Below are 12,046 nucleotides of genomic sequence, written 5' to 3' on the forward strand. Positions count from 1 at the left end.
GGCAGGGTGGGGGAACGCGAAGACGGCCGGAGCCCCCGCACAGTGGGCTCCGGCCGTCGGCTCGTGGGCCGTACGGATCAGATGTCGAGGCCGGTCAGGACCAGCACCCGCTCGTACGTGTAGTCGTCCATCGCGTAGCGGACGCCCTCGCGCCCCACGCCGGACTGCTTGACGCCGCCGTACGGCATCTGGTCGGCGCGGTAGGAGGGCGCGTCGCCGATGATCACGCCGCCGACCTCCAGCTCGCGGTGGGCGCGGAAGGCGACCTGGATGTCGCGGGTGAAGACGCCGGTCTGCAGGCCGAACTTCGAGTCGTTGACGGCGGCGAAGGCCTCGTCGGTGTTCTCGACCCGCTTCAGGGTGAGGACCGGTCCGAAGACCTCCTCGGTGGCGAGCTTGACGCCGGCCGGGACCCCGGCGAGGACGGTCGGCTCGACGGTGGCGCCGGCGCGCTTGCCGCCGGTGAGGAGCTCGGCGCCGGCGGCGACGGCCTCCTCGACCCAGGACTCCACGCGCTTGGCGGCGTCCTCGGAGACGAGCGGGCCGACGTCGGTGGCCGCGTCGGACGGGTCGCCGGTGACCTGCGCCCGGACCTTGTCGACGACCTTCCCGACGAGGCGGTCGTAGACGGAGGCGTCGGCGATCACGCGCTGCACGGAGATGCAGGACTGGCCGGCCTGGTAGTTGGAGAAGGTCGCGATGCGGGTCGCGGCCCAGTCGAGGTCGGCCTCGGAGGACCAGTCGGCGAGGACCACGGCCGCGGCGTTGCCGCCGAGCTCCAGGGTGCAGTGCTTGTGGGGCACCGACTGCTGGATGGCGTAGCCGACGGTGTCGGAGCCGGTGAAGGAGATGACGGGCAGGCGCTCGTCCTTCACCAGGGCCGGCATCTTGTCGTTGGCGACCGGCAGGACCGACCAGGAGCCGGCCGGGAGGTCGGTCTCGGCCAGCAGCTCGCCGAGGACGAGCGCGGAGAGCGGGGTGGCCGGGGCGGGCTTGAGGATGATGGGCGCGCCGACGGCGATGGCCGGGGCGACCTTGTGGGCGCACAGGTTCAGCGGGAAGTTGAACGGCGCGATGCCGAGGACCGGACCCTTGACGAAGCGGCGGGTCAGGGCGAGGCGGCCGACGCCGCCGGCGTCGGTGTCCAGGCGCTGGGCCTCTCCGCCGTTGAAGCGGCGGGCCTCTTCGGCCGCGAAGCGGAACACGGACACGGCGCGGCCGACCTCGCCGCGCGCCCACTTGACCGGCTTGCCGTTCTCGGCGGAGATCAGCTGGGCGATCTCCTCGGTGCGCTCGGCGAGCCGCTTGGACACGTGGTCCAGGGCGGCCGCACGGACGTGGGCGGGCGTCGCGGAGAATTCCGCGGTCACGGCGTGCGCCGCGGCCACCGCCTCTTCGACCTGGGCGTCGGTCGGCACGCTCACGGCGGCGACCGGGCGGCCGTCCCACGGGGAGCGGACGTCGAAGCTGTCCTCGCCGGTGGCCTGACGGCCGGCGAGCCAGAAGGCGTGGGTGGAAGTCATGCGGGTCCCGGCCCTTCGGATCTGTGCGGTGGGTCGTTGTCACCCCCACCGTAGGACCCGGCCGGGGATTCGTCGTTTGTCCGGGGTGTAGTACCCGGCGCCCGGGGCGCGCCGGTTTGTCACTGTCCGGGAGCGGCGGGGCGTGCACGGCGCCGGGGCCGGGCGGGAGGGGACGACGCCGGGGGCCGGGTGCGCGGATCGCGCGGCTACGCGGGGGTGCCGGTGGCCTTCAGGGCGAGCCACAGCTCCATGCGGACGTCCGGGTCGTCGAGGGAGCGGCCGAGGATCTCCTCGACCCGCTTCATCCGGTAGCGCAGCGTGTGGCGGTGCACGCCGAGGTCCGCGGCGGCCGCGTCCCACTGGCCGTGGCGTGAGAGCCACGCCCGCAGCGAGGCCACCAGGTCGCCGCGGCCGGTCGCGTCGTGCTCGCGCAGGGCCCGCAGCGTGCCGTCGGCGAAGGCCCGTACGGCGTCGTCCGCGAGCAGCGGCAGCACCGACCCGGCAGCCATGTCCTCGTGCTCCACCAGCGGCCGGCCCCGCCGCCGGGCCACGGCCAGCGCCTGGTCGGCCTGGACGAGGGCGGCCGCCACGCCGCCGGGCCCGGCCGGCGCGGACAGGCCGACGACCAGCTCGTCCGGTTCGGGCCCGGTGGCGTCCCGGCCGCGGCGGGACTCCAGGGCCTCGGCGTACTCCGTGCATGCCTGGACGGCCGAGCCCCCGTCGGCGGCGAGGACCACCAGCCGGCCGGGTTCCGGCACCACCAGCAGCGGCTCCCCGGTGCGGGCGGCCGCGGACTCCACCGCGTCCGCCAGCAGGGCCAGTCCCTGCGGCTGGGCGGTACCGGGCAGCGCCGGTTCGGCCGTGACCAGCCGGAACGGCGCCTCCAGCAGGGCCCCGTACAGGTCGCCGGCCACGGCCCGGGCGTGGTCGGCCTCCCCGGCGAGCAGCATCCGCAGCACGGCCGCGCCCAGCCGGGACTCGGCGTCGTGCAGCGAGCGGGAGCGTTCGGTGGTGAGGGTCAGCAGGGCCACCGCGGAGTGGACGGCGTACCGCTCGGCCGTGCCCAGCGGGGCCCCGGTGCCCACGGCGAGCGCGCCGCGGGCGCGCCGGCCGGTGCCCAGGGACTGGAGCTCGACGCGGTCCTCCGAGCCGCCGACCACGGCGCTGGCTGGGGCGGGGCGCTCGCGCAGCCGCTCCACGTCGGGGGTGAGCCGGGCCGCGCGGCGGGCGGCCCAGTCGGGTGCGGCGGCGACCACCGCGCCCGAGGTGTCGTACAGCGCGGCCCAGCCGTGGACGTGCGCGGCCAGCTTCGCCAGCAGCTCGGCGGGCCCGTCGGCGGAGAGCGCGGCGCGCGTCAGCTCCCGCTGCGCCTCGAAACCGGCGGTCACGGCCCGGTACTGGTCGGCGGCCAGCGCGGCGGAGACGGCCTTGCTGATGGCGAGGAACGGGGTGCGGCGCGGGACCTCCAACAGCGGCATGTCCTCGGCGCGCGCGGCGTCGACGAGGGCCTGCGGGACGGCGTCGTAGTTCACGCCGACCGCGAAGCCGATGCCGACGACTCCGGCCGCGGCGAGGCGGCGCACGTAGCGGCCCATCTCCTCCCGGTCCCCGGCGTCCAGCTTCATCGCGGTGATCAGGAGCAGCTCCCCGCCCTCCATGTACGGGACGGGGTCGGCGAGCTCGCTGACGTGGGCCCAGCGCACCGGGGTGTCGAGGCGGCCCTCTCCGGCCCGGACGCTGAGCTTGAGCGCCGAGTGCTGGACGAGCGAGGCGAGGGTGAGCGGCATCGGTTACCAGGGGCCTTAGCGGAGGAGGGGCCGGAGCGGGCGGCGGGATCGGGGCGGCGGGCCGCGAGGGCGGACACCGGCTGCGGGCGGCGGACGGGCGTCGGCGCCGTTTCGCCGTGTCGTACGAACGGCACCTTCGATTCTGCCACCCCGTATGGTTCGGGCCACCCGTCGCGCCGGGTCCGCCGGCGTCTCAGTCCGCCAGGCGGACCAGCAGCGGGGCCGCCCGCTCCCCTCGGACGGACGTCAGCGACAGCACCGCGTGCCCCGGCGGTATGGCGTGCGCCAGGTCCGAGGCCGACCAGCGCTCCCGCTCCACCTGCCGCACGGTCACGGCGTCGGTGGTGACGGCCTTGCCGGTGACGAGCTTGCGGAAGGCGTGGATGGCCCGGGTCAGGGGCTGGTCGGCGAAGACGGTGCGGTGCGTGACGTCCCGCGTCTCCACCCACTCGGTGCCCCAGGCCTCGGCGAAGCGCTTGCCGTCCCAGGTGGTGACCCCGGAGAAGGCCGTCCGGCAGCCGACGGCGCCGAGCAGCGGCGTCCGCAGCGCCTCCGGTACGTCGTCCAGCGTGCGCAGCGCGAGCAGCACCCCCGCGTGCGCCGAGCGCAGCCGCCGGACGCCCCGCACGGTCTCCGGGGTGAGGGTGCGCGAGGCGTCGTCGAGGGCGAGGAAGGCGAAGAGGGAGCGGTCGGTGCGGGCGGCGGCGGCCGCGTTGAACTGGGCGAGCAGCAGCCGGGCCAGCATCCGCGAGGCGTCGGCGTGGCCGCGCTCGGGGAGGTCGACGCGGACCCGGATGGGGTGTTCCAGGGCGCGCAGCGAGAAGGGCCGGCCCTGGCCGGTGGTGTCGAAGAACCCGGCGAAGGCGGGCCGGTCGAGCAGGGCGACGCGGTCGGCGAGGGCCGGGCCGGGGTCGCCGTGGGCGCCGTGCTGGCGGGCCCGTGCGTCGAGCTCGCGGAGCATGGCGGGCTGTCCGGCCTCGGACAGCTCGCGGCGCAGCGCGGCGAAGGCGTCCGGCACCTGGTCGAGGAGTTCGCGGAGTTCGGGTACGGCGGGGAAGCGGCCGTGCACGGCCCGGAACGGGCCGAGGAGCTGGGCGAGGGCGGTCGCGGCGCGGCGCACGTCGATGCCGGGGAGGTCGCCCACGAAGGCCTCGGCGAGGAGGGTGGCGGCTTCGTCGGGGTCGGTGGCGCCGCCGTAGAGGTCGAGGTCGTAGACGGAGGCGGGGTCGCCGACGCGGACGACGACGTCGAAGGCCGCGTCGGGCCCGAACTGCGTCCCGGCCGCGCCGACGGCGACGACGGCGGCCTGGCCGGCGAGCGCCTGGAGGGCGAGCGACTCGACGACGGGCCGCACCAGCCGTGCGGTCTTGCCGCTGCCGGAGGGGCCGACGGCCAGCATCGAGGTGCCGAGGACGTCGGGGTCGAGGGCGAAGGCGGTGCCGCGGCGGGCGTACGGGTTGCGCGCGCCGTCCTCGACGGTGCCGAGCAGCACCTGCCGGGCGAGCAGGTCGTGCCGGGCGGCGCGCACGGGCAGGTCCCGCGCCCCGGAGGGGTGCACGCAGGCCCCGGCGCCCTTGTCCCGCACGGCGTCGGCGAAGGCCCGCATTCGGGTGGGGTCGACGCGGACGGTGTCCCAGGCCCGGCGGATGCGCGCGTAGTCCACGTCGTTCATCCGCCCGTCCCCCGCCTCCCGCTCCAACCGGTCGGCCACGTCCCCCAGCCCGCCCCCCCGCACGGACCCCCACCGCACGGGGTCGTCGTCGGCGCCGGGCTCGATGCGGACCGGGAGCGCGGGCCGCGCGGCCTGCCCGGGCCGGCCGCCCAGCAGCCTGCGCCCGAGCTCGGGCCAGCGGCCGAGGCGGCCGAAGCCGACGAGCAGGGCGACGGCGACGGCGGCGTACCAGATGTAGGACGACACGACGGCGGCGTTGGTGTTGGCCCAGGAGTCGGGAGTGAACATGTAGAGGGGCCAGAGCCAGAACCCGCCGAGATAGCCGTTCCACAGCAGGGACCACAGCAGGAGCCCGGCGAGCAGGGCGATCAGGGCCCCGCTGATCAGCTGCCGTGTCGGGGTCGCTTCCGGCTCCTGTGCCGCACGCGGGGCGTGGCCGTAGCGCCAGACACCGGGCTCGGCCACGGGCCGCGCCGTGCGCAGCCAGTCCGTCAGGGGGGTGGGTGGGGTCGCGGGGGCGTGGGGGGGTTTGGGTGGGGGGTGGTGGGCCTGGGCGGGAGGGGGGTCGGGGGTGGGCCCGCGGGGCGTGGGACGTGGCCCGTGCGGGTGGTGCGTGCTTCGTGCGTGCCGTCCGTGTCCATGAACCCCTGCCCCCTGCCAAAGCCTGCGCTGCGGCGCTCAATCTAGTGCCCGGCCCGGCCGGGCGGGGCGTACCGCGCGGTGGTCCGTCCCGGCGGGTCCCCGGTGGGGCCCGGCGCGGGTCGTCCGCGCCTCCTATGGCCGTCGCGGACAAGGACACCGCGCCACCACTCCCGATCGGCGCATGCCCTCCGCCCGCCGCCGGGCCTAGCCTGCGGACAAAGACACACGTGCGTCCGAAAACACCCCCAGGAGCCCTCTATGACCGCTGTCCCGCAGGAGCGCCGCATCGTCACCGCGATCCCCGGCCCCAAGTCGCAGGAGCTGCAGGCCCGCCGTCTCGCGACGGTCGCCGGCGGCGTGGGCTCCGTGCTGCCCGTGTTCACGGCGCGCGCGGGCGGCGGGATCATCGAGGACATCGACGGCAACCGCATGATCGACTTCGGTTCCGGCATCGCCGTGACCTCCGTCGGCGCCTCCGCCGAGGCCGTCGTGCGCCGCGCCTCCGCCCAGCTCGCCGACTTCACCCACACCTGTTTCATGGTCACGCCGTACGAGGGCTACGTCGAGGTCTGCGAGGCCCTCGCCGAGCTCACCCCGGGTGACCACGCCAAGAAGTCGGCCCTGTTCAACTCCGGCGCCGAGGCCGTCGAGAACGCCGTCAAGATCGCCCGTTCGTACACCAAGCGCCAGGCCGTCGTCGTCTTCGACCACGGCTACCACGGCCGTACGAACCTCACGATGGCGCTGACCTCGAAGAACATGCCGTACAAGCAGGGCTTCGGCCCGTTCGCCCCCGAGGTCTACCGCGTCCCGGTCGCCTACGGCTACCGCTGGCCGACCGGCGCCGAGAACTGCGGCCCCGAGGCCGCCGCCCAGGCGATCGACCAGATCAGCAAGCAGATCGGCGCCGAGAACGTCGCCGCGATCATCATCGAGCCGGTCCTGGGCGAGGGCGGCTTCATCGAGCCGGCCAAGGGCTTCCTGCCGGCGCTGGTGGAATTCGCCAACGACAACGGCATCGTCTTCGTCGCCGACGAGATCCAGTCCGGTTTCTGCCGCACCGGCCAGTGGTTCGCGTGCGAGGACGAGGGCATCGTCCCCGACCTGATCACCACCGCCAAGGGCATCGCGGGCGGCCTGCCGCTGGCCGCCGTGACCGGCCGCGCCGAGATCATGGACTCCGTCCACGGCGGCGGTCTGGGCGGGACCTACGGCGGCAACCCGGTGGCCTGCGCCGGTGCGCTCGGTTCCATCGAGACCATGAAGGAGCTCGACCTCAACGCCGCGGCGAAGAAGATCGAGTCCGTCATGAAGACCCGCCTCGCGGCCATGCGGGAGAAGTACGACATCATCGGCGACATCCGCGGCCGCGGCGCCATGATCGCCATCGAGCTCGTGAAGGACCCGGTCTCCAAGACCCCCTTCCCGGAGGCGGCCGGCGCGCTCGCGAAGGCCTGCCACGCCGAGGGCGTGCTGGTCCTCACCTGCGGCACCTACGGCAACGTGCTCCGCTTCCTCCCGCCGATCGTCATCGGCGAGGACCTGCTGAACGAGGGCCTGGACGTCATCGAGGCCGCGTTCGCGGGCATCTGAGCGAACGTCCGAACACTCCGCGACCGGTACCGCCGGTAACGGTCGGACGCTGTGAAGAAGCTGTGGGGGGCCGATGGCGGGAGCGCGTTCCTGCTGTCGGCCCCCCTTTCTCTGACGTACGGTTTCTGCAGATGAGTGAGACACCCCGCTCCCGGGAAACCGTGGGCGACACCAGTGCCGGGCTTCCCCAGCGCCGTACTGGGCATGCGTTCGCGCACACTCCTCGCCGATCGGACGGCCGTCCGCCCCAAACCCCCCGGGGCCCGCGGCAACCCGATCCGGGCGGCCGTCCCGGAACCATCCCCCCTGTTCCGGGACGGCCGGCCACTTCCCCCCGGCTCGCGGCGGCGCTCTGCGGCCTCCTCTTCGCGCTGGTGACCTGGCAGGTCCTGGTCTCGGGTCCGCTGCTCGCGCCGGACCACGCGATCAGCCGCGCGCTGGTGCGCACGATTCCCGACTCCGTCACCGAGCGCCTCTCCGACCTCGGCAACGTCCCGGTCGCCGTGCCGGTCCTCGCCCTGGCCATGGCGTACGCCGCCCTGCGCGGCCGGCGGCTCGCGGCGCTGGCGGCCGGAGCCGCGATGCTCGCGGTACCGGCGCTGGTCGTCCCGCTCAAGGAGTGGACCGCCCGTCCGGGCCCGCTGGAGCCCTGGGCGGCGGGCTACTACCCCTCGGGCCACACGGCCACCGCCGCCGTCGCGTACGTGGGCGCCGCCCTGCTCGTGCGGCCGTACGTCCGCCGCCCGTGGCCGGTGGCCGTCGCCCTGGTGCTCACGGGTGCGACGGCCACCGGTCTGGTGCTGCGGGGCTGGCACTGGCCGCTGGACGTGCTCGCCAGCCTGCTGATGTGCGCGCCCCTGCTGATCGGGGTGGACCGGGTCAGCCGCCGAAGTACGCGTCGAAGTTCCGGCTGAACTCCCACCCGCCGAACCGGTCCCAGTTGATCGACCAGGTCATCAGCCCGCGCAGCGCGGGCCAGGTGCCGTGGGTCTGGTAGCTGCCGCAGTTCGTCTTCTTCGTGAGGCAGTCCAGCGCCTTGTTCACCTCGGCGGGCGAGGTGTGGCCGTTGCCCGCGTTGGTCGTCGCCGGCAGGCCGATGGCGACCTGCTCGGGGCGCAGGGCCGGGAAGACGCGGGCGGTGTTGCCGGCGACCGGGAAGCCGGTCAGCAGCATGTCGGTCATGGCGATGTGGAAGTCCGCGCCGCCCATGGAGTGGTACTGGTTGTCGAGGCCCATGATCGAGCCGGAGTTGTAGTCCTGGACGTGGAGCAGGGTGAGGTCGTCGCGCAGGGCGTGGATGACGGGGAGGTAGGCGCCGGCGCGCGGGTCCTGGCCGCCCCAGGGGCCGGAGCCGTAGTACTGGTAGCCGAGCTGGACGAAGAAGGTCTCGGGGGCCATGGTCAGCACGAAGTTCGGGCCGTACCTGGCCTTGAGGGTCTTCACGGCCGAGATCAGGTTGACGATCACCGGGGTGGTGGGGGCGCGGAAGTCGGTGTCGCCGGTGGCCAGGGAGAGGGAGTGGCCCTCGAAGTCGATGTCCAGGCCGTCGAGGCCGTACTCGTCGATGATCTTCCCGACGGAGGACACGAAGGTGTCGCGGGCGGCCGTGGTGGACAGCTGGACCTGGCCGTTCTGGCCGCCGATGGAGATCAGGACCTTCTTGCCGGCGGCCTGCTTGGCCTTGATGGCCGCCTTGAACTCGGCCGGTGACTCGACGTTCGGGCATTCGGCGACCGGGCAGAGCTGGAAGCGGATGTCACCGGAGGTCACCGAGGTCGGCTCGCCGAAGGCGAGGTTGATGACGTCCCAGGACGCGGGGACGTCGGCCATCCGGACGTAGCCGGCGCCGTTGGCGAAGCTGGCGTGCAGGTAGCCGACCAGGGCGTGCGCGGGCAGCCCCGGGTTGCCGGGGTTGCCGCCGCCGGAGGTGGTGACCTGGACGGCCGCGCTCTTCGGGGACTCGCCGGCGGCGTTCACCGCGGCCACCTGGAAGGCGTACGCGGTGGACGCGGTGAGGCCGGTGACGGCCGCCGACGCGGTGGTGACGGCCAGCGGGGCCGCGCCCTCGCGGTAGACCTTGTACGAGGTGGCTCCGGCCGTCGCGGCCCAGGACAGCGCGACCGAGGTCGACGAGGTCGCGGACGCGGTCAGGCCGGTGGGGGCGGCCGGGGGCTGGGGCTGGCCGGGTCCGGTGCCGCCGGGGTCGGGTCCGACCAGGGTGACGTCGTCGGCGAGGTGGGCGGGCTGGCCGTACCAGCCGTGGGTGTAGACGGTCACCGAGGTCGTCGAGGGGCCGGTGCGGAAGGTGGTCGTCAGCTGCTTCCAGGCGCCGGGGCTCTGGGTCCAGACGGCCGCGTCGGTGGTGCCGGTGCCGGTCGCGCCGAGGTAGACGTACGCGCCCTGCACCCACGCGCCGAGCGTGTACGTCGCGTCGGGCTTGACGGTGACGGTCTGGGAGCAGCGGGCGTTGTCCTGGCCCGCCGGGGTGGCCCGGAGGGCGGAACTCCCGCCGTGGACCGGGGTGGTGGCGACGGCTCCGGTGCCGCCGGAGCAGCTCCAGCCGTCGAGGCCGGATTCGAAGCCGCCGTTGCGGACGAGGTCGGCGTCCGCCGCCGCGGCGGGCGGGCCCGCGGCGAGGAAGGCGGCCACCGCCAGGGCGGCGGCCGTAAGGAAGGACGTGGCTCTGCGCACAACTGCCTCCGGGGCATGGGGGGATGGAGGGGGTCAGCGGCGCCCAAGATGGTCCAGACCAATGTTCTTGTCAATGCCTCCGTCAAGGTTTCCGTCCCGCCCCCTCGCCGGCGGACCCCGCGGCGGCGGCCGCGGCCTCGTGCATCGCGAGCTCCAGCACGGCCGGATCGGTGAGGGTCCCCCGCCCGTCGGGGAGCACCATCCAGCGCACACCGCCGGTCGCCCGGCCGGGGTACGGGACGACGACCCAGGAGCCCCGGCCCGCCCCCCGGACACCGGTGCCGAGCCAGCGGGACGCGGTGCCCGGGGGCACGAAGAAGCCCAGCCGGGAGTCGCCGAAGTCGGCGAGCACCGGGCCGGGCCGCTCCACCAGGAGCCCCAGGACGTCCAGGGTGGCCTGCCCCAGGCCCCCGGGCACGATCAGCACGTCCCAGTGCCGGCCCGCGGGCAGCAGGGCGACCCCGAGGGGGTTGCGCTCCCACTCCCACCGGCAGGCCTCGGGGTCGGGCGCCGCCGTGACCAGCCATTCCACTGCCGTCTTGACCCCCGGGATCGCCATGGCCCGGCCTCCGTTCGTCTCGTGCGGTGAAGGGTTCTCAACCGGAGAGAGCGGGGCCGGGCACGACTATGACGCGGGTTTCGTTACTCCTTGGTAGTGAGGCGGGTCACACGGTGAGCCGGCGGCGCGCCGAGCGGCGCGGTCAGCTGTCGAAGCCGAGGCCGAAGCGGTCGAGCGTGCGCAGCCAGAGGTTGCGGTGCCCGCCGCGGCGGTCGGCGCGGGCCAGCGACCACTTGGTGAGGGTGATCCCGGTCCAGGCGAACGGCTCGGGCGGGAACGGCATCGGCCGGGTCCGCACCATCTCCAGCCGGGTGCGCTCCGTGTCGGCCCCGTCGAGCAGGTCGAGCATCACGTCCGCGCCGAAGCGGGTGGCGCCCACCCCGAGCCCGGTGAAGCCGGCCGCGTAGGCCACCTTCCCGGCGTGCGCCGTGCCGAAGAAGGCCGAGAAGCGCGAGCAGGTGTCGATCGCGCCGCCCCAGGCGTGGGTGAACTTCAGGCCCTCCAGTTGCGGGAAGGCGGTGAAGAAGTGCTCCGCGAGCTTGAGGTAGGTCTCGGGCCGGTCGTCGTGGGCGGCGTCCAGCCGTCCCCGGTAGGGGTAGACGGCGTCGTAGCCGCCCCACAGGATGCGGTGGTCGGGGGTGATCCGGAAGTAGTGGAACTGGTTCGCGCTGTCGCCCAGGCCCTGGCGCCCCTTCCAGCCGACGGCGGCGAGCTGCGCCTCGTCGAGCGGCTCGGTCATCAGGGCGTAGTCGTAGACCGGCACGGTGAACGGGCGGATGCGGCGGACCAGTGACGGGAAGACGTTGGTGCCCAGGGCGACCCGGCGGGCCCGGACGGTGCCGTACGGGGTCCGCACGGCCATCCCGGCGCCGGCCCGGGCCAGTTCCAGGCCCGGGGTGTGCTCGTAGATCCGCACCCCGAGCTCCAGGCAGGCCCGCTTGAGGCCCCAGGCCAGCTTCGCCGGGTTGAGCATGGCGACGCCGTCCTTGTCCCACAGCCCGGCGAGGAAGGTCGGCGAGTCGACCTCGGCGCGCAGCGCCTCGGCGTCCAGCCACTGCGAGCCGTCGGCGAGGCCCAGGCGCCGGGCCTCCTCGTGGAGCTCGCGCAGCTCTTCGACCTGGTGGGGTTCGGTGGCCACGTCGATCTCGCCGGTGCGCTCGAAGTCGCAGTCGATGCCGTAGCGGGCGACCGCCTCCTCGATGGCGTCGAGGTTGCGGGCGCCCAGCTCCTCCAGCCGTGCGAGCTCGTCGGGCCAGCGGGCCAGGCCGTTGGCCAGGCCGTGGGTGAGCGAGGCGGCGCAGAAGCCGCCGTTGCGGCCGGAGGCGGCCCAGCCCGCCTCCTTGCCCTCGATGAGGACGACGTCCCGCCCGGGGTCGCGCTCCTTGGCGATGAGGGCGGTCCACAGGCCGCTGTAGCCGGCGCCGACGACCAGCAGGTCGCACCGCTCGTCGGCGGTGAGGGCCGGCTGCGCGGCGGGCTTGCCGGGGTCGTCCAGCCAGTACGAGACCGGCTTCGCTTCGGAAAGGGACTTCGCGACACTACGCATGGCGGCTGGGGCCATGGCTTCCAACTCCCTACA

Annotated in this window: 8 protein-coding genes; 2 read left to right on the forward strand and 6 right to left on the reverse strand. The window is 74.5% G+C overall.

The window, feature by feature from the left end; genetic code table 11:
• Positions 1-77 precede the first annotated feature (77 nt).
• From CP968_RS09430 to CP968_RS09440, 3 genes are all read right to left on the reverse strand, one after another.
• A complete protein-coding gene (locus CP968_RS09430; protein WP_150517578.1) occupies positions 78-1,523 on the reverse strand; it encodes an aldehyde dehydrogenase family protein in 1,446 nt (481 codons plus the stop codon).
• Between the two features lie 206 nt (positions 1,524-1,729).
• A complete protein-coding gene (locus CP968_RS09435) occupies positions 1,730-3,310 on the reverse strand; it encodes a PucR family transcriptional regulator (protein WP_150517579.1) in 1,581 nt (526 codons plus the stop codon).
• A 193-nt stretch (positions 3,311-3,503) separates the two neighbouring features.
• Entirely contained in the window at positions 3,504-5,447 is a 1,944-nt protein-coding gene (locus CP968_RS09440; protein ID WP_341873736.1) for an ATP-binding protein, read from the reverse strand.
• 435 nt (positions 5,448-5,882) lie between these two features.
• Here CP968_RS09440 and gabT point away from each other — a divergent pair, with 435 nt between their 5' ends.
• Together gabT and CP968_RS09450 are read left to right on the forward strand one after the other, a co-directional pair.
• Entirely contained in the window at positions 5,883-7,217 is a 1,335-nt protein-coding gene (gabT, locus tag CP968_RS09445; protein ID WP_150517580.1) for a 4-aminobutyrate--2-oxoglutarate transaminase, read from the forward strand.
• Between the two features lie 374 nt (positions 7,218-7,591).
• On the forward strand, positions 7,592-8,131 hold the full coding sequence (locus tag CP968_RS09450) for a phosphatase PAP2 family protein (protein ID WP_306419915.1): 540 nt from the start codon (positions 7,592-7,594) through the stop codon (positions 8,129-8,131).
• On the opposite strand, the gene CP968_RS09455 is transcribed toward CP968_RS09450, so the two are convergent.
• The 3 genes from CP968_RS09455 to CP968_RS09465 form a co-directional block, all read right to left on the reverse strand.
• A complete protein-coding gene (locus CP968_RS09455; RefSeq protein WP_150517582.1) occupies positions 8,097-9,908 on the reverse strand; it encodes a chitinase in 1,812 nt (603 codons plus the stop codon). The genes CP968_RS09450 and CP968_RS09455 overlap by 35 nt on opposite strands.
• Before the next feature lie 82 nt (positions 9,909-9,990).
• Positions 9,991-10,467 (reverse strand): hypothetical protein, encoded by a 477-nt coding sequence (locus CP968_RS09460; RefSeq protein ID WP_189828960.1) that lies wholly within the window; start codon positions 10,465-10,467, stop codon positions 9,991-9,993.
• 142 nt (positions 10,468-10,609) lie between these two features.
• Complete coding sequence (locus tag CP968_RS09465) at positions 10,610-12,028, reverse strand: NAD(P)/FAD-dependent oxidoreductase (RefSeq protein ID WP_150517583.1); 1,419 nt, start codon at positions 12,026-12,028, stop codon at positions 10,610-10,612.
• Positions 12,029-12,046: the final 18 nt, after the last annotated feature.

Source organism: Streptomyces subrutilus, assembly GCF_008704535.1.
GTDB classification, from domain to species: Bacteria; Actinomycetota; Actinomycetes; order Streptomycetales; family Streptomycetaceae; genus Streptomyces; species Streptomyces subrutilus.

Coding starts and splice junctions, on each gene's coding strand:
- gabT (WP_150517580.1), top strand. CDS start 5,883: ATGACCGCTGTCCCGCAGGAGCGCCGCATCGTCACCGCGATCCCCGGC.
- CP968_RS09465 (WP_150517583.1), bottom strand. CDS start 12,028: ATGGCCCCAGCCGCCATGCGTAGTGTCGCGAAGTCCCTTTCCGAAGCG.
- CP968_RS09460 (WP_189828960.1), bottom strand. CDS start 10,467: ATGGCGATCCCGGGGGTCAAGACGGCAGTGGAATGGCTGGTCACGGCG.
- CP968_RS09435 (WP_150517579.1), bottom strand. CDS start 3,310: ATGCCGCTCACCCTCGCCTCGCTCGTCCAGCACTCGGCGCTCAAGCTC.
- CP968_RS09430 (WP_150517578.1), bottom strand. CDS start 1,523: ATGACTTCCACCCACGCCTTCTGGCTCGCCGGCCGTCAGGCCACCGGC.